We start from the raw sequence: 16,759 nt of genomic DNA, 5'->3' as shown, positions 1-16,759 counted from the left end.
GCGCTCGGGTTCTGTCGTGTCATTGCTGGTCCCGTCCGCTCGGCTCGTCGGTGCTGGTCGGACCGGACGGGCTGGTCGGGCCGGACGTGGGCGGCAGGATCAGCACGCCGTCGCCACCGTCGACCTCCCGCAGGCGCACGGCCACCAGCTCGCGACGCGAGGTCGGCATGTTCTTCCCGACGTAGTCGGCTCTGATCGGCAGTTCCCGATGCCCCCGGTCGACGAGGACGGCCAACTGCACCGCCCGCGGTCGCCCGTAGGCGGCCAGGGCGTCCAGCGCGGCGCGCACGGTGCGCCCGGAGAACAGGACGTCGTCGACGAGGATGACCACCTTGCCGTCGACGCCGCCGTCGGGGATCTCGGTCACCTCGAGTGGCCGAACTCCGCGCAAACGAAGATCGTCGCGGTACATGGTGGGATCGAGCGAGCCGACGGGAAGATCCACGCCTTCCACTGCGTGTACGCGGCGTACCAGTCGGTGCGCGAGGGGTACCCCACGAGTGGGTATACCGAGAAGCACCACACCGGCACCGCCGGTGGTCTTCTCGAGGATCTGATGTGCCATCCGACTGACGATCCGAGTGATGTCGTCGGCGGACAGTACTGTCCTGGCGGCGCCTGGACGGCGCGACACGGGGTCGCCCGGGGCGGCTGCGGCCACGCGGCATCCCTCCTTCCCCGCCTCACTGGACGGTCCTTAAAGGAGCGGTCCTAGCGACGTTACCAGGGCACTCCGGGCGCGGGAGGCTTCGTCCACAGACGAGACCGCGTACCCGCGGGGCGTCCGGTCAACCATCCGGCGGTACCTCTCGCACATCGTTGCGACGCCAACTATCATCGCAAGTCTGTGACTGCCAGTTACCGTGGCGTCTCGTGCACGCGCCGATACGGCGATCCGCGAAAGTTCCCGCCGGGCAGGTAGAGCGTGCAACCGGAGGGCTACAGAAAGTGGTACAAAGAAAGAAGCGACACGACCCCCCGGGTGTCGAGCCTCAACCTGCCGGGCACTACTATCGGTAACCGCCGGAGGCACGAGCCCCGGTACCAGTGATCAACCACGACAGGAGTGGGCACTCCGATGTCCGACTATGCGAAGGCGCTCGGTGCTCGGCTGCGCGCAATACGCACCCAGCAGGGGCTCTCGCTTCATGGCGTCGAGGAGAAGTCGCACGGTCGGTGGAAAGCCGTCGTCGTCGGTTCCTACGAACGTGGGGACCGCGCCGTCACCGTACAGCGTCTCTCGGAACTCGCGGAGTTCTACGGCGTTCCCGTCGGAGAGCTGCTGCCCGAGGGTTCCACCGTCGCCCCGCTGGAGCAGTCCCCGCGGATCGTGCTTGACCTCGAGCGTCTTTCCCAGGTCCCGAAGGAGCAGGGCGGCCCGCTCGCCCGCTACGCCGCGACCATCCAGAGCCAGCGCGGCGACTACAACGGCCGGGTGCTCTCCATCCGCTACGAGGACCTGCGTTCCCTCGCGGTGATCTACGACACCTCCCCGAGCAAGCTCACCGAGCAGCTCGTCTCCTGGGGTGTCCTGTCACCCGAGCAGGGCGCGGACGCGACCGCCTCCGACGTCTGAGGCCCGCGCCGGGCGGCGCTGACCCGCCCCGCGTCCACAGGCACCACCCGCAGTACCCGCAGTACTGGCACCATCCGCACCATCGCACCGCTGGCACCTCGCACCACCCGCGGCTTCGGTCGTGGTCCCGCCGGCACCGCGACCTGCGGTTTCGTCCGTGGCACGACTAGCATCGGCCGGCGGGAGAACGGTACGACCGGGGATCGATCGGCCATCCGATCGCGGCCGCGCCAGGTACCCACGCAACGCCAGCCCTGCCGGGGAGATCCCGGTACGTCTCGGCGGGGGGGTACCGACCCGGTACGCCGTCACACCGACGGCGTACCGGGTCGGTACCCCCCGCCGCCCTGACCGCGGCGGCCTCCGCATCCACGACGGGCTCCCGTCGATCGTGGAGTCCTCAGGCCGCCCCGCGGCGACCACATCCGCTCCGGAGCACGGCAGCGGCGTGCCGTCACCGATCCCGGGTGGTCCTCCCGCTCCGGCGCGATCCCGCTGGCCCACGCAGGCACGATACGCGTGGCGTCGAGGCGAGGGGTGCGTGCTCACGGGTCCAGCCACCAGGCGCGCTGTCCACGCATGCTCAGGGACAGCGCCGTCGCCAGCCGGGCGAATGCCCGTCGAGATCCAGAGGTCGGTCGGCGGTCTCAGCGCTCGGGACGAATCCCGGCTGCCGAGTGGACGCCGACCCGACACGCGGACCGGGCGATCACAAAGCCGGGTCGGCCGCCGACGTGGGCACCGGCGCCGACGACGCCCCGGACCCGGCGACCGACGACGATGTGGCCGCCCCGGTTCCAGCCCCGGTCTCGACTTGCGTCCCGGTTTCGGACGACGTGGCGCCGTCCGGTCGAGCGGCGGTGCCGGCGGCGTCGAACAGGCCGCCGAGCAGGCCGTTGACGAAGCTCGGGGAGCGGTCGGTGGACAGGGACTTCGCGAGTTCGACGGCCTCGTCGATCACGACCCGCCCGGGGACGTCGGGGCGCCAGCCGAGCTCGAACACGGCGATACGCAGGATGTTGCGGTCGACGGGGGGCATCCTGTCCAGGGTCCAGCCCTGGGCGTGGTGGCCGATCCGGTCGTTGATCTCACGCCAGTTCTCGACGACGCCGACGACCAGACCCTCGGTGTACTCCGAGACGGGCGGGTCGGCACGCACCTTGCGGGCGGCGAGGATCTCGGAGACGTGCGCGCCACGTACATCCGCCTCGAAGAGGATGTCGAGCGCGCGGCGGCGAGCCTTCGAACGGGCGCTCAGCTCGTCACCCGGCCCAGATAACGGCCGTCGCGGGTGTCGACCTTGACCTTCTCGCCGGTGGTGATGAACAGCGGGACGTTGATCGTCGCACCGGTCTCGAGGGTGGCGGGCTTGGTCCCACCGGTGGAACGGTCACCCTGCACACCGGGGTCGGTCTGCGCGATGGTGAGCTCGACGCTGGCCGGCAGCTCCACGTAGAGCGGGGCGCCGTCGTGCAGCGCGACCGTGCCGACCGTGTTCTCCAGCATGTAGTCGGACACCGAGCCGACGACAGCCGGCGGGATGGGGATCTGCTCGTAGGACTCGCTGTCCATGAAGACGTAGTCGGGACCGTCGCGGTAGAGGTAGGTCATCTCGCGACGGTCGACCGTGGCGACGTCGACCTTGAGGCTGGCGTTGAACGTACGGTCGACCACCTTGCCGGTGAGCACGTTCTTCAGGGTCGTGCGGACGAACGCACCGCCCTTACCCGGCTTGACGTGCTGGAAGCCCACGACGTTCCAGAGCACCCCGTCGAGGTCGAGCGTCATGCCGTTCTTCAGGTCGTTGGTCGTCGCCACTGCGTGCGTTCTCCGTTCGGTTGCCGTACTCCGACGGCGGATCATCGTTGTCCGGATGCCTCGCCGCGGCGAGACTCCGTAAATCCCTGGGACCGGCCCGTCACGCCACCGGCCCGTCACGCCACCAGGCCGTCACACCCGTAGGCCGTCACACCGCCGGACCGCTGGGCTGTCAACCGTCAGGCCGCCAGCCCGTCAGGCCGCCACACCACCGGGCCGCCAGGGCCCAGGCAGGCTGCTCCACACCAGCGGAGCCGGACACGCCACGATCTGCCAGTCCGCGGGCCAGTCTACCGAGCGACGCTGCGATACGCCGCGGTGAGCAGGCTGCTCTCCGGATCGTCCACGATGGTCGTCTCGCCACGGGCGGTCAGACCGATGAAACGCAGACGCCGGCCGCGGGACTTCTTGTCGACGCGCATCGCGTCCAGCAGCGCCGGCCAGCGGTCCGCGTCGTAGCTGACGGGCAGGCCGATGCTGGTCAGCAGCCTGCGGTGGCGTCCGACAGTGGTCTCGTCCAGGCCGACCGCGAGTCGGGACAGTTCCGCCGCGAACACCATGCCCACCGAGATCGCCTCACCGTGGCGCCAGCGGAAGTGCTCCACCTTCTCGATCGCATGGCCGAGGGTGTGGCCGTAGTTGAGCACCTCGCGGCGCCCGGCCTCCCGCGGATCGCCGGAGACGACGTCCGCCTTCACTCGGATGGACCGTTCGATCAGTTCGGGCAGATGGGTGAGGCCGGTGGGGTCGTCCTCGAGCAGGTCGAGGATGGCGCCGTCGGCGATGAAACCGGTCTTGACCACCTCGGCGAGTCCGGCGCGGACCTCGACGGCGGGCAGCGTGGCCAGCATCGCCAGGTCGCACAGCACCGTCAGCGGTTGGTGGAAGGCGCCCACCAGGTTCTTGCCGGCGTCGACGTCGATGCCGGTCTTGCCACCGACGGCCGCGTCGACCATGCCGAGCACCGTGGTCGGGACCTGCACGACGTCCACCCCGCGCAGCCAGCTGGCCGCGACGAAACCGGCCAGGTCCGTCACGGTGCCGCCGCCGAGCCCGATGATCACGTCATCGCGGGTCAGGCCGAGCCGACCCAGCACATCCCAGCATTCGCCCGCGACCGCCAGCCGCTTGGCCGGTTCGCCGTCGGGCACCTCGACGGCGTGCACCTCCAGGTCCGCCTGGGCGCGCAGATCCGCGACGATCCGGGCCGCGACCGCGCGCAGCGCCACCGGATGGATCAGGACCGCCCGGGTGCGACCGGTGACGATCTCGGCCAGACCGCCGAGCACCCCGTCCCCGAGGACGACGTCATAGGGACGTTCGCCCTGCGGCCGCACGGGAATCCGCACCACGTCAGCCACCTTCACCGACCCACTCACGACCGCACCCGCCCACTTCCCTGAGACCCAGAACCAGAGCCGGAACCGACACCAGGGCCGGAGCCGGCGCCGGCGTTGTCGAGGGCGAGGGCGAGGGCGACCAGGTCGGCGACCTCGTCGGGCTCCCGGCCGGCGGTGTCGACGACGATCGCCGCGACCTCGAGGTAGAACGGCTCCCGCTCCCGCAGCAGGGCGGCCAGGCGGGTGCGCGGCCCCTCGACCAGCAGCGGACGGTCGCGGGCCAACCCCACCCGCCGGACCGCGTCCGAGAGGCCGACCCGCAGGTAGGCGACCCGATGGCCGGCGAGCAGCGACCGGGTGGCCGGATCGAGCACCGAGCCGCCGCCGAGCGCGACGACCCCGGGATGTTCGGCGAGGGCCGCGGCCACCGCGCGGTGCTCGGCGGCGCGGAAGTACTCCTCACCGGAGTCGACGAAGATGTCCGAGATACCGCGGCCCTCGGCCGCCTCCACGTCCGCGTCGGTGTCGCGCAGGGTCACGCCCCAGCGTTGCGCGAGCCTGGTCCCCACGGTGGTCTTGCCCGCGCCGGGCGCGCCGACCAGGACGGCCAGCGGTCCCTTCGACGGTGGCGTCGTCGCCACCGCGTCCCCAACCATGATCGTGCGTCCTTGTCCCGCCGGGCTCGTCCGGCCATGTGAGGGTGACCGGACTCGTCCGGCCGCCGCGGAGGTACGGAGGTGTCGGGATGTCGAGGTGTTCTCGGACCGGGTCAGTGGATGGGGAGCGCCTTGAGGTAGGACTCGCAGTTGCGCCGGCTCTCCTCGACCGAGTCACCGCCGAACTTCTCCAGTGCCGCGCCCGCGAGCACCAACGCGACCATCGCCTCCGCGACGACTCCGGCGGCGGGCACCGCGCACACGTCCGACCGCTGGTTGATGGCGACGGCGGGCTCACCGGTGGTCACGTCGACGGTGGCCAGCGGACGGGTGAGCGAGGAGATCGGCTTCATCGCGATCCGGACCCGCAGCGGTTCGCCGGTGGTCATCCCACCCTCGATCCCGCCGGCCCGGTCGGTGATCCGGCGGACCTGCGGCACCGCGTGCCGACCGGTGCCGCTGATCGGCTCGATCTCGTCGTGGGCGACGGAGCCGCGCCGACGGGCGGTGGTGAAACCGTCCCCGAACTCGACACCCTTGATCGCCTGGATGCCCATCAGCTCGGCGGCGAGGCGGGCGTCGAGGCGGCGGTCGCCGTGCACGTAGCTGCCCAGGCCCGGGGGGCAGCCGTAGGCGAGCACCTCGACGATGCCGCCGAGGGTGTCGGAATCGGCGTGGGCGGCGTCGATCTCGGCGACCATCCGCGTGCTGGTCTCGCTGTCGGCGCAGCGGACGGGGTCAGCGTCCACCGTGTCGAGGGAGGTCGGCGCGGGGGTGCCCGGAGGCACCTCGACGGCGCCGATCGCCACCACGTGGGAGATCACCTCGATGCCGTACGCCTGGCGCAGCAGCGCCTTGGCCGCGGTGCCCAGCGCCACCCGGGCCGCGGTCTCCCGGGCGCTGGCCCGCTCCAGAACGGGACGGGCGTCGTCGAAGCCGTACTTCTGCATGCCGGCGAGGTCGGCGTGGCCGGGCCGGGGCCGGGTCAGCGGCGCGTTGCGGCCGAGGCCGGCGAGCGTGGCCGGGTCGACCGGGTCGGGCGCCATCACCTGCTGCCACTTGGGCCACTCGGTGTTGCGCACCACGACGCTGATCGGGCCGCCGAGCGAGACGCCGTGGCGCAGGCCGCCGAGCAGTTCGATCGCGTCCTGCTCAAAACTCATCCGGGCGCCACGGCCGTGCCCGAGCCGCCGACGGGCCAGCTCCGCCGCGATGTCCGCACTGGTCAGCCGAATCCCCGCGGGCAGCCCCTCGACTGTGGCCACCAGGGCCGGACCGTGGGACTCCCCCGCTGTCAACCAACGCACCATGCAAACCAGTCTTGCACGTCGCGGCACCCGGGCAGGCCCCACATGACCAAGCTCGCCCCGCCCCACCGGTGCCGTCGCGCGGTCAGCCGCCGGTGGCGAGGACGGCCAGCAGCGTGCCGGCGAGCAGAAACGGGCCGTAGGCCAGCCTGTCCCGCCGGTGCACCCGGCGGGCGGCGAGCAGCCCGAGCGCGACCACTCCGGCCAGGACGATCCCCGCGAACATGCCGACCAGGACGCTGCGCCAGCCCAGCCAGCCCAGGGCCATCCCGAGCAGCCCGACGAGTTTCACGTCGCCGCGGCCAAGGCCGCCCCCGGCCAACCGGTACAACACGAGGAACACGGCGAAACACACCAGCCCCGCCACCGCGGCCCGCAGCAGCCGGCCGGGGGCGTCGTCGAGCAACGCGGCGAGTCCGAGCAGCAGGCCGACCACCGGGTAGGACGGCAGGACCAGCGGATCCGGTAGCCGATGTTCCCGCAGGTCGATCGCGGCCAGCCAGACGCCGACGACCCCGAGCCACGCGTAGGCGGGCACCCAGCTCGGCTGCCGATGCAGCACCGTGACCACCCCACCCAGCACCGCCGCCGTCACCAGCGCGAGCGGCCAGGCACGCGGCGGGTCCCGCGGCGACTCGGACGCCCGCGGTGAGGTGAACAGGGCGACCACCCACGGCCCCCACCGGACGGCGACACCCAGCGCGACCAGCCCGATCGCGGCGCCACACCAGATCTCCCCCACGCCGGCCTCCCTTCCGCCGTCGCGCCCATCGCCCGCGACGCCCATGACGCCCGGTTATGCCGGTGATGCCGGTGCTACCCCGGTGACATCAGGGGTGGGCGGTGGCGTGGTCGTCGCCGGGCGGCGGCGGGCTGGCGCGCTGCTCGAGGGCCGCCTGGCCGGCGGTGAACAGCACGCCGGCGGGAACATCGTGGCCGGTGAAGTGCGCGACCTGGCCGACGGCCTGCCCGGCGAGGATCTCCAGACCGCCGGCGACGCGGGCGCCGGCGCGGTAGGCGGTGGCCGCGAGCGCGGTCGGCCAGGGATGGTAGAGCAGTTCGATCAGCGGGCTGGTGGCCGGCCAGCGGCGGCGGGCCAGCGGATCGGTCGCACCGGCGGGGGTGGTGGCCACGACCAGGTCGGGTCCGGCGGGCAGGCCGGTGGCCAGCAGCTCCCAGGGCAGGCCGGTGACGGCGATACCGAGTCGCTCGCCGACCTCGGCGAGTTCGGCGGCGGCCTCGGGGCGGCGGGCCACGACCGCCGTCTGCGGGCAGCCGGCGATGGCGAGCGCGGCCACCGCGGCGCGGGCGGTGCCACCGGCACCGATGATCATTGGCTGGCGTGGCGTCCGGTCGGTCACCCGACGCAGTGCGAACGTGATGCCGGCGACGTCGGTGTTGTCCCCGCGCAGATGGCCGTCCGCGCCGACGACGACGGTGTTGACCGCGCCGATCGCCGCCGCCGTCGGATCGACCTCGTCCAGCAGGTCCAGCACGACGGTCTTCAGCGGCATGGTCAGCGACACACCGAGCCAGCCGGGTTCGGTGCGCAGCCGCGCCAGCATCGCCGGCAGCCCCACCGGCTCACAGTGGATGGCGGTGTAGCGCACCGCCAGACCGAGGCGGGCATAGGCGGCACCGTGCAGCACCGGGGACAGCGAATGGTCCACCGGGGCGCCCAGCACCGCGGCGCGGGCCGGCTCCCGCGCCGTCGCCGCCGCGGCGACCCGCGCGGACCAGCCGCGTCGTCCGGCCACATCCCCGGCCCCGGCCTTGGCTTCGGCCTTGGCCACCGGGGCGGGGTCCACGTCCTGCGTCACTGCATCTCCCGTCCCGTACCAGCCCTGCGCACCAGGTCGCCGCGCGACATCCGTCCGTGCCGGTAACTACTCGCGGCCGCCCTCGGCGCGGTAGCGGGCCTGGAGGGCGGTCCATTCCGCGGAGGTCGTCGCGAACTCGGTGACGTTGCTGCGCGGCATGGACACGAAGTACAGCCAGGTGCCGTCCGCCGGCGCCAGGGCCGACTTCAACGCCCACAGGCCCGGGTTGGAGATCGCACCCGGCGGCAGCCCCGCGACCGAACGGGTGTTGTACGGGTTCGCCCGGGTCAGCTGCTCCTGCGAGAGCGGGCCGGTGTACTCGTCCTCGGCGTAACGGGTGGTGGAGTCCATGTCGAGGCGACGGAACCCGCCGGTGGTGTCGGCCAGCCGGTTGTAGATCACCCGGGCGACCTTCGGGCCCTCGTCGGCGTTCGCGACCTCCTTCTCGATGATCGAGGCGATGGTCACGATCTCGGCGGGCTTCAGGTTGCGGGCGGCCGCCCCCTGCTCGAGGTTGATCGCCGCGGCCTCGGTCCTGAACCGGTCGACGAACGAGCTCAGCAGCTGCACCGGACTCTGCCCGGGCGTGATGTCGTAGGTCGACGGGAACAGGTAGCCCTCCAGCGTCGGCGCGTAGGCCGGCACGCCGAGCTGGGCCGGGTTACGCACGATCGCCTCGAGGTCCGCCATCGGTGTGCCGAGGCGGTCGTGGATGCCGGCGAGCACCGCCTGGACGGTCATACCCTCCTTGATCACGAACCGGAACGGCGCGCCCGAGGCGGGGTCGAGCAGCGCGGTGAGCGCGGCCTGGGCGCTCATCCGGCTGCGCAGCCGGTAGGTGCCCGGTTGGATGCCCAGCGACTTCGGGTTGGCCGCGGCGGCCTTGACGAACGCACCGACCGACGCCGTCACGTTCGCGTCGTGCAGTGCCCGGGCGATCTGGCTGGCGGTGGCGCCGTCGGGGATGCGCACGACGGCGATGCCGTCGCCGGAGCCGGCGAAGTCCGCGGCGGACGAACCGCCCGAGACGTGGCCGACCAGCTTGCCGACGCCCACGATGCCAAGCCCCAGCAGCGCGGCGACGACGACGAGGATCGCGATCAGTTTCGGCAGCGCCCGCCCGCCGCGGCGCCGCGGCGGCGGCGAGTCGTCGTCCCAGGAGCCGCCCCAGCCGTCGTCGGAGGCCGCCCGGCCACGCCCCCCCGACCCCCCGTCCGGGTCGTAGTCGTCGTCGGGGTCGGGGTCGGGGTCGTAGGGCTCCCCGGGGTCGTAGGACGGATCGTCGTCGTAGCGGCCAGCGCCCGGGCCAAGGGCACTCTGACGCTGGTACCGCTCGTCCGCCTCCTCGGGGTAGGCCACCCCGTCGGCGTAGACACCCTCGCCGCCGTAGCCGCGCTCGTCGCCGTAGCCGGCTTCGTCCGGATAGGCGGCTCCGTGCCCGTAAGCTGCCTCCTCCGAGTAGGGACGACGCCCGGCGGCCCGCCGATCACCGACACGTCGATCGCCGTCGGCGCGGCCACCACGATCACCTGGGCGGCTGTCCCCCACGCGGCGCTCGCCGACCCGGCGCTCGCCGACCCGTGGCTCGGCGGATCGGCGGCCCCCGAAGGCAGGGTCGTCGTAGCCGCCGGGGGGCGGATAGGCATCAGGACGGCCGGGCCCGCGGCGCCCGGGGGCGTCGGGGCGGTTCGCCCCGCGACGGCCAGCGGGGCGCGGGGGCTGACCGCCGTAGGGGTCCTCGTCGAGGATCTCATCGAGATCGCGGCGGGTCACCTGGCGTCCTGCGAACCGGCCATCCCGCCTTCCGGCGTCCAGCCGGGTGAGCCACCGGACCCACGGCGGCTGTCCAGGTCGTGCTGGAGGATCTGCACGGCTGCCTCCTGATCGACAAGGCTGCGACGGGCGCGGGAACGGACGCCTCGTTCGGCCATTCTGCGATGCGCAGCCACCGTGGTCAGCCGCTCATCGACGAACCGCACCGGAATGGGGGCGATTCGCCCGGCGAGCACCTCGGCGTACTTCCGGACCAGTTTCACGGCGCGGCCCTCCTGCCCCGACAGCTGCCGGGGCAGGCCCACCACGACCTCTACAGCGTGCCGCTGCGCGACGATCTCCGCAAGAGCGTCGATGTCCGTTTTGCCACGCTTATCCCTGGCGAGGGTAGTGACCGGGACCGCCAGCAGTCCATCGGGGTCGCTCGCGGCCACCCCGACCCGCACCGATCCCACATCCACTCCCACCCGGACACCAGGCCGGGCCCCCCGTGGAACGGTCACCTAACGGCCGACGAGCTCGGCCACCAGGCCGCGCAGCTTGACGAACGCGGCCGGCACGAGCTCCGCGGTGCCGCCGCCGCCCTGGGCGATGTCGGGCTTGCCGCCACCCTTGCCACCGAGCGCCGCCCAGCTGCCGCGGACCAGGTCGCCCGCCCGCAGTCCCCGGGTGCGCGCCCCGTCATCGGTGACGACCACGATCGAGGCGCCGTCGGCGCGTCCGATCGCGACCACCGCGGGCCGTCCGGCGAGCCGACCGCGGATGTCCATGGCGAGCAGACGCAGGTCGTCGGGGGCGGTACCGGCGGGCACCTCGGCGGTGACGACGGCGACGCCGCCGATCTCCTCGGCGCCTTCGGCGAGCGTCCCGGCGCCGGCGAGCACGGCGGCGGCGCGCAGCTTGTCGAGTTCCCGCTCGGCGTCGCGAAGCCGGCTGACGATGTCGTTGACCCGGTCGGCCAGTTCGTCGGGGCGGGCCTTGAGCGCGGTGGACAGCTGCGAGACGAGCAGATGCTCGCGGGCCAGGTAACGGAACGCGTCCAGACCGACAAGCCCCTCGACGCGGCGCGTCCCGGCCGAGATGGACGCCTCCGAGAGCAGCTTCACCGCGCCCAGCTGCGCCGAACTCGCCACATGCGTGCCGCCGCAGAGCTCACGGGCGTAGCCACCGACATCGACGACCCGCACCGCGTCGCCGTACTTCTCGCCGAACAGCGCCATCGCGCCGAGCCGGCGAGCCTCCTCCTGGGTGGTGACGAACGCGCGTACCGGCAGGTCGCGCAGCGCCACCTCGTTGATCTCGTCCTCGACGTCGGCGAGCACGGACGCGGGCACCGCGCCGAGGGCGTGGAAGTCGAACCGCAGCCGCCCCGGCGAGTTCAGCGACCCGGCCTGGGTCGCCCCCTCCCCCAGCGCCCGGCGAAACGCCGCGTGGACGAGGTGGGTGGCGGTGTGCGACCGCGACACCGCGCGCCGCCGGTTCTCCTCCACCAGGGCCTGCACCCGGTCGCCGACCTTCAGCTCACCGGAACGCACCCGCACCCGGTGCAGGACGAGTTCGGGCACCGGCCGCTGGACGTCGAGGACCTCCACCTCGCCGCCGTCGAACCGCAGAATCCCGAGGTCGGCCTCCTGGCCACCGCTCTCGGCGTAGAAGGGGGTGACGTCGAGCACGACGCCGACCTCCTCGCCGGCCCCCGCGGCCGGGCGGCCCAGCCCGTCGGCGATACCGACCAGCCCCACCACCGAGGACTCGCGGGTCAGCTCCTCGTAGCCGGTGAACGTCGTCGGGCCGGCCGCGGCCAGGATCGGGCGAAACGCGGACAGGTCGAGGTTGCCGATGCGCCGGGCGGCCCGGTCGGCCTTGGCGGTCTGACGCTGACGTTCCATCAGCCGGCGGAAACCCGCCTCGTCAACCGAGAGCCCCGCCTCGGCGGCCATCTCCAGCGTCAGGTCGATCGGGAAGCCGTAGGTGTCGTGCAGCTTGAACGCCTCGTCACCGGCCAGCGTCGTCGCCCCGGTGGCCCGGACCTGCCGGACCGCGGTGTCGAAGATCGTCGTGCCTGTGCGCAGGGTCTCGGCGAACGCCATCTCCTCGGCGACCGCCACCCGGGTGATCGTCTCGGCGTCGTTGACGAGTTCGGGGTAGATCGGGCCCATCGCGGTGCCGATGACCTCGAACAACCGCTCCATCACCGGCTCGCGCGCGCCAAGCAGTCGGGCGTCGCGCACCGCCCGGCGCAGCAGCCGGCGCAGCACGTAGCCACGGCCCTCGTTGGACGGCGTGATGCCGTCGGAGATCAGCATCGCGGCGGTGCGGGAGTGGTCGGCGATCACCCGCAGTCGTATGTCGGAGTCCGGGTCGGCGCCGTAGCGGCGGCCGGTGAGTCGGCTCGCGACGTCCAGCACCGGACGGGAGATGTCGATCTCGTAGACGTTCTCGACACCCTGAAGGATGACGGCCATCCGCTCGAGGCCCATGCCGGTGTCGATGTTGCGGCTCGGCAGCTCGCGCAGGATCGGATAGTCGTAGCCGGCGCCCTCACCGCGTTCGAACTGCATGAACACGAGGTTCCAGACCTCGAGGTAACGGTTCTCGTCGGCCACCGGGCCGCCGTCGCGGCCGTGGTCGGGCCCCCGGTCGAAGTAGATCTCGCTGCACGGACCGCACGGGCCCGGCACGCCCATCGACCAGTAGTTGTCCTCCTTGTCGCGGCGCTGGATGCGCTCCGCGGGCAGCAGCTCGCGCCAGATCCCCTCGGCCTCGTCGTCGTCGAGGTAGACGGTGGCCCACAGGTCGTCCGGCCTGAAGCCGAAGCCGTCGACGAGCAGCTCGAAGGCGAACGGGATCGCCTCGGCCTTGAAGTAGTCGCCGAAGGAGAAGTTGCCGCACATCTGGAAGAACGAGGCGTGCCGGGTGGTCCGCCCGACGTTCTCGATGTCGACGGTCCGCACGACCTTCTGCACACTGGCCGCCCGCGGCCACGGCGGCGCCAGATCGCCGAGGAAGTACGGCTTGAACGGCACCATGCCGGCGTTGACCAGCAGCAACGTCGGGTCCGGCGCGATCAGGGAGGCGCTGGGGACCACGGTGTGCTCACGCGCGGCGAAGTGGTTCAGAAAGCGGCTGCGGATCTCGGCCGTGTCCATCGTTTCGTCCAGACTGGTGGGAGGAGCATCGTCATCCGGCGCGGGGCGGCGGTGCCGCCCCTGCGGCTGCCGGCGGCCGGTCAGGACGGGCGGGCGCCGGGGACCAGCCGCATCGTCCGCTCGAGGTCGTCAACCGGAGCGGCGAGGTCGTCATCCGGGTCGCGGTCCAGCCCGAGCGCACCACGGATCTCCTCCTCCCGCTCCGCCGCGGCCTCACGGACATCCGCGAGGAACTCCTGCAGTGACTGTACGAGAGATCCGGCGAGGCTGGTCGGCGTGAGCGCCGCGGCGGCCTTCGCGGCCTGTCGCACGACGACCACACCCGCCGCCGCACCGAAAGCCAGATAGAAGACACGCGACATCTAGTGGCCTCCCCGCGACCCACCAGCGGTGCCGGTGGCCTGCGCCAGCGGCGAACCGTCGCCGCCCGGCGCCGCACCGCCGCCGCGCCGCGTCGCCTTCTCGGTCTTGAGCTGCGTCCTGACCCGCGACTCGACCTCGGATCGGGTCCGCTTCGCCGCGGCCTTGCGCACGCCGTAGCTGAACGCGGCCACCCGCACCATCGGACCGCCGAGGGTCGCGGCGAACAGCGAGGTCAGCGACGAGACGTTCGTGGTGATCGACTGGACGTTTGCCGTGATCGCGTCGACCCGGTCAAGCTCCTTGTTCACATGGGCAAGTGCCACATTGACCTCGTCCACCGTTGCCCCGGCCTGGCGGACCCGGGCGGTCCCCTCGTCAATGACAAGGCCGGTCTGACGCACGCGCGCTGCCGCCTCGTCAAAGATGCGGCCGAGTTTGAGCAGGACGAAACAGCCGAAGAGCGCGAGCACCGCGAACGCGCCGGACGCGATCAGGCCCGCGACCGCTCCACCGGACATATGTGCTCCCTGCCTCCGTCGTCATGCGGGATCATCCGTCGTAAGGGGATCATCACCGTAAAGGGATCATCGTCGTTATGGGTCGGTGGTTGACCTTACCGAGGCAGCCACCTCGACCACGGGTAGCCCCCACCACCACTCGCGGGTCCCCGCCGCCGATGTCCTGGCGGTGTCCGTCCATCGCCGGCCGTCAGGTCCGCGCGTCGGTGGCCGTCAGGTCCGCGCCTCGTCGGGGTCGGGGCCGCTGGCCGTGTCGGTGGTCGGATCGGTGGTCGGATCGGTGGCCGTGCCGCGGACGACGGCGCGCAGGTCGCGCAGCCGCTCGGACGCGCGCCGTTCGAAACCGTTGCCGCCCGGGGTGTAGTAGTCGGTACCGACCAGGCCGTCCGGCGGATACTGCTGGCGCACCACGCCAGCGGGCTCGTCATGCGGATACCGGTAGCCGTCCCCGCTGCCGGCGCGAGCGGCACCCGCGTAGTGGGCGTCCCGCAACGGCGGTGGGACGGAGCCGGCCAGCCCGGCCCGGACGTCCGCCGTGGCCGCGTCCATCGCCCGGATCACCGCGTTCGACTTCGGCGCGAGCGCCAGGTGGATGACCGCCTGGGCCAGCGCGAGGCGGGCCTCGGGCAGTCCGACCAGGTCCAGGGCCTGCGCCGCCGCGACCGCGACTCCGAGCGCCCCCGGGTCGGCCATCCCCACGTCCTCACTGGCCAGGATGATCATGCGCCGGGCGACGAACCGCGGGTCCTCGCCAGCGGCCAGCATCCGGGCCAGGTAGTGCAGGGCGGCATCCGGATCCCCGCCGCGCATCGACTTGATGAACGCGCTGACCACGTCGTAGTGCTGGTCCCCGGACCGGTCGTAACGCACCGCCGCCCGGTTGACCGCCTGCTCCAGCACCCGCACATCCAGCTGGACGGCCACCGCCGCCGCACCCTCGCCCGCCGCCTCGGCGAGCACGGCCTCCGCACCGGCTTCCAGGATGGTCAGGGCCCGGCGGGCGTCCCCTCCGGCGAGCCGGACGACGTGCTCGCGCGCCGGGGTGGTCAGCTCGATCCGGCCGCCGTAACCCCTCGGGTCGCGCAGGGCACGGTCGAGCACGCCACGGATGTCGTCCTCGGTCAGTGGCTCGAGAGTGAGCAGCAGCGAGCGGGACAGCAACGGACTCACCACCGAGAAGAACGGGTTCTCGGTGGTCGCGGCGACGAGTGTCACCCAGCCGTGTTCCACCGACGGCAACAGGGCGTCCTGCTGGGTGCGGGTGAAGCGGTGCACCTCGTCGATGAACAGCACCGTGCGGGCGCCCGAGCCGCCCCGCGCGGCCCTGGCCTCGTCGATGATCGCCCGGACGTCACGCACCCCGGCCGTGACGGCGGACAGTTCCCGAAAACGCCGCCCGGTCGCCTTCGACACGATGTGGGCCAGCGTCGTCTTGCCCGTGCCGGGCGGCCCCCAGAGGATCACCGAGGTCGTGCCGCCGCCCTCGACCAGGCGCCGCAGCGGGCTGCCCGCGCCCAGCAGATGACGCTGGCCGACGATCTCGTCCAGCGTCGCCGGTCGCAGCCGAGAGGCGAGCGGCTCCGCGGCCAGGCTCCCAGCGGACGAGGCCCCAGCGGAGGTGGACGCGGCGGCGTCCGAGGTGGCGGGCGTGGACCTGCCCGGCCGGGCGGGTCGGGACGCCGCCGCCACGTCGAACAGGTCGGCCGGGTCGAACAGGCTCACCGACTCACGGTACGTCGGGCCGGACCGATGACCGCGACCGTGCGATCAGTGCGAGCTCGGCGGCTCGGAGAAGCTGCCCCGCCACACCGGCACCGGCGCGGGCGGCAGGTACTCGTCGCTGTAGGTGGGCACCGGGATGACCGGGGTGACCGGGACGACCCGTCGTACCTGCCTGGTCCGGGCCATCGACAGCGCACCGGACTCGGTCACACCGCCCATCGCGGAGAAGATGACCACGGCCAGCACCGAGAAGGCGATCACGCAGACGATCGGGGCGAGGGCGATCGGGTCCGCACCGTCAATGCGCAGGTCGTCGCCCGTGAGCAGGTCCGGGTCGACCGAGACGCGGGTGGCGGCCATCGCCGTGTAAATGCATGCCGCAGACCGCCGCCGCCATGACCATCGAGGCGACGACGACATGGCGGCCGGTCCGCACCCGGAACGCGATCCACAACGCGGCGGTGGCGGCCGCGACCGCGATGGCCACCGAGAGCGCGACGACCGGCACCCGGTAGGTCACCTCGCCGCCGGTGTGCATCGCCGCCATCCCGGTGTAGTGCATGGCCGCGACGCCAAGCCCGGCGACCAGCCCACTGGCACCCAGCCAGCCCAGGCTGTGCGGATGCCGGGCGACCAGGGTGAGCCCCAACGCGGACGCGCTGACGGCGATGAGAAGCGAGAGCCCGGTATAGGGCAGGCCGTAACGCAGATCCAGCC

General features: G+C 72.5%; 17 protein-coding genes. 1 reads left to right on the top strand and 16 read right to left on the bottom strand.

From position 1 onward, the window contains the following. Window positions 1-19: 19 nt before the first annotated feature. Window positions 20-661: a bifunctional pyr operon transcriptional regulator/uracil phosphoribosyltransferase PyrR gene (gene pyrR, locus G6R24_RS04495; protein WP_225438110.1), complete on the bottom strand. Its 642-nt coding sequence runs from the start codon at window positions 659-661 to the stop codon at window positions 20-22. A 417-nt stretch (window positions 662-1,078) separates the two neighbouring features. Here pyrR and bldD point away from each other — a divergent pair, with 417 nt between their 5' ends. Beyond that, window positions 1,079-1,576 carry a transcriptional regulator BldD gene (bldD, locus tag G6R24_RS04490; protein ID WP_009742788.1) on the top strand — a complete coding sequence of 166 codons (498 nt, stop codon included), beginning with the start codon at window positions 1,079-1,081 and terminating at the stop codon, window positions 1,574-1,576. 709 nt (window positions 1,577-2,285) lie between these two features. On the opposite strand, the gene nusB is transcribed toward bldD, so the two are convergent. The 15 genes from nusB to G6R24_RS21875 form a co-directional block, all read right to left on the bottom strand. Next, window positions 2,286-2,795, bottom strand: a complete 510-nt coding sequence (gene nusB / locus G6R24_RS04485; RefSeq protein WP_244957286.1) for a transcription antitermination factor NusB — start codon at window positions 2,793-2,795, stop codon at window positions 2,286-2,288. 35 nt (window positions 2,796-2,830) lie between these two features. Beyond that, window positions 2,831-3,394: an elongation factor P gene (gene efp, locus G6R24_RS04480; RefSeq protein WP_163547897.1), complete on the bottom strand. Its 564-nt coding sequence runs from the start codon at window positions 3,392-3,394 to the stop codon at window positions 2,831-2,833. A 290-nt stretch (window positions 3,395-3,684) separates the two neighbouring features. Beyond that, window positions 3,685-4,773, bottom strand: coding sequence for a 3-dehydroquinate synthase (gene aroB, locus G6R24_RS04475; protein ID WP_163547896.1), 1,089 nt, complete (start codon window positions 4,771-4,773; stop codon window positions 3,685-3,687). After that, entirely contained in the window at window positions 4,770-5,390 is a 621-nt protein-coding gene (locus G6R24_RS04470) for a shikimate kinase (protein ID WP_163547895.1), read from the bottom strand. Before G6R24_RS04470 ends, aroB begins: the two co-directional genes overlap by 4 nt. 113 nt (window positions 5,391-5,503) lie before the next feature. After that, entirely contained in the window at window positions 5,504-6,700 is a 1,197-nt protein-coding gene (gene aroC, locus G6R24_RS04465) for a chorismate synthase (RefSeq protein ID WP_163547894.1), read from the bottom strand. Between the two features lie 82 nt (window positions 6,701-6,782). Further along, on the bottom strand, window positions 6,783-7,439 hold the full coding sequence (locus G6R24_RS04460) for a prepilin peptidase (RefSeq protein WP_225438109.1): 657 nt from the start codon (window positions 7,437-7,439) through the stop codon (window positions 6,783-6,785). A gap of 88 nt (window positions 7,440-7,527) precedes the next feature. Next, window positions 7,528-8,517, bottom strand: a complete 990-nt coding sequence (locus G6R24_RS04455) for a shikimate dehydrogenase (RefSeq protein WP_225438108.1) — start codon at window positions 8,515-8,517, stop codon at window positions 7,528-7,530. 66 nt (window positions 8,518-8,583) lie between these two features. After that, a complete protein-coding gene (gene mltG, locus G6R24_RS04450; protein WP_225438107.1) occupies window positions 8,584-10,290 on the bottom strand; it encodes an endolytic transglycosylase MltG in 1,707 nt (568 codons plus the stop codon). After that, window positions 10,287-10,793 (bottom strand): Holliday junction resolvase RuvX, encoded by a 507-nt coding sequence (gene ruvX / locus G6R24_RS04445; RefSeq protein WP_163547892.1) that lies wholly within the window; start codon window positions 10,791-10,793, stop codon window positions 10,287-10,289. The genes mltG and ruvX overlap by 4 nt, the downstream gene beginning before the upstream one ends. Then, entirely contained in the window at window positions 10,794-13,439 is a 2,646-nt protein-coding gene (gene alaS / locus G6R24_RS04440) for an alanine--tRNA ligase (protein WP_163547891.1), read from the bottom strand. It lies immediately after the preceding gene. 80 nt (window positions 13,440-13,519) lie between these two features. Then, the gene (locus G6R24_RS04435; RefSeq protein WP_163547890.1) at window positions 13,520-13,801 is read right to left on the bottom strand and encodes a hypothetical protein; all 282 of its coding nucleotides are present in this window, start codon (window positions 13,799-13,801) and stop codon (window positions 13,520-13,522) included. Then, window positions 13,802-14,320: a DUF948 domain-containing protein gene (locus tag G6R24_RS04430; RefSeq protein ID WP_163547889.1), complete on the bottom strand. Its 519-nt coding sequence runs from the start codon at window positions 14,318-14,320 to the stop codon at window positions 13,802-13,804. Between the two features lie 213 nt (window positions 14,321-14,533). Further along, complete coding sequence (locus tag G6R24_RS04425; RefSeq protein ID WP_175084762.1) at window positions 14,534-16,042, bottom strand: replication-associated recombination protein A; 1,509 nt, start codon at window positions 16,040-16,042, stop codon at window positions 14,534-14,536. 45 nt (window positions 16,043-16,087) lie between these two features. Further along, window positions 16,088-16,402 (bottom strand): hypothetical protein, encoded by a 315-nt coding sequence (locus tag G6R24_RS21880; protein WP_225438106.1) that lies wholly within the window; start codon window positions 16,400-16,402, stop codon window positions 16,088-16,090. Continuing rightward, the coding region (locus G6R24_RS21875) for an MHYT domain-containing protein (protein ID WP_276529333.1) at window positions 16,341-16,759 on the bottom strand (419 nt) is incomplete at its 5' end. The genes G6R24_RS21880 and G6R24_RS21875, both read right to left, overlap by 62 nt.

The sequence above is a fragment of the Candidatus Frankia nodulisporulans genome (assembly GCF_902806475.1).
Lineage (GTDB): Bacteria > Actinomycetota > Actinomycetes > Frankiales > Frankiaceae > Frankia > Frankia umida.
The sequence above is the reverse complement of the archived record's forward strand: the minus strand, read 5'-3'. Positions and strand labels throughout refer to the sequence as shown.

Excerpts from the sequence above, each read along its gene's own strand:
- bldD (WP_009742788.1), top strand. The coding sequence starts at position 1,079 with ATGTCCGACTATGCGAAGGCGCTCGGTGCTCGGCTGCGCGCAATACGC.
- G6R24_RS04470 (WP_163547895.1), bottom strand. The coding sequence starts at position 5,390 with ATGGTTGGGGACGCGGTGGCGACGACGCCACCGTCGAAGGGACCGCTG.
- aroC (WP_163547894.1), bottom strand. The coding sequence starts at position 6,700 with ATGGTGCGTTGGTTGACAGCGGGGGAGTCCCACGGTCCGGCCCTGGTG.
- alaS (WP_163547891.1), bottom strand. The coding sequence starts at position 13,439 with ATGGACACGGCCGAGATCCGCAGCCGCTTTCTGAACCACTTCGCCGCG.
- G6R24_RS04435 (WP_163547890.1), bottom strand. The coding sequence starts at position 13,801 with ATGTCGCGTGTCTTCTATCTGGCTTTCGGTGCGGCGGCGGGTGTGGTC.
- G6R24_RS04430 (WP_163547889.1), bottom strand. The coding sequence starts at position 14,320 with ATGTCCGGTGGAGCGGTCGCGGGCCTGATCGCGTCCGGCGCGTTCGCG.
- G6R24_RS21880 (WP_225438106.1), bottom strand. The coding sequence starts at position 16,402 with ATGGCCGCCACCCGCGTCTCGGTCGACCCGGACCTGCTCACGGGCGAC.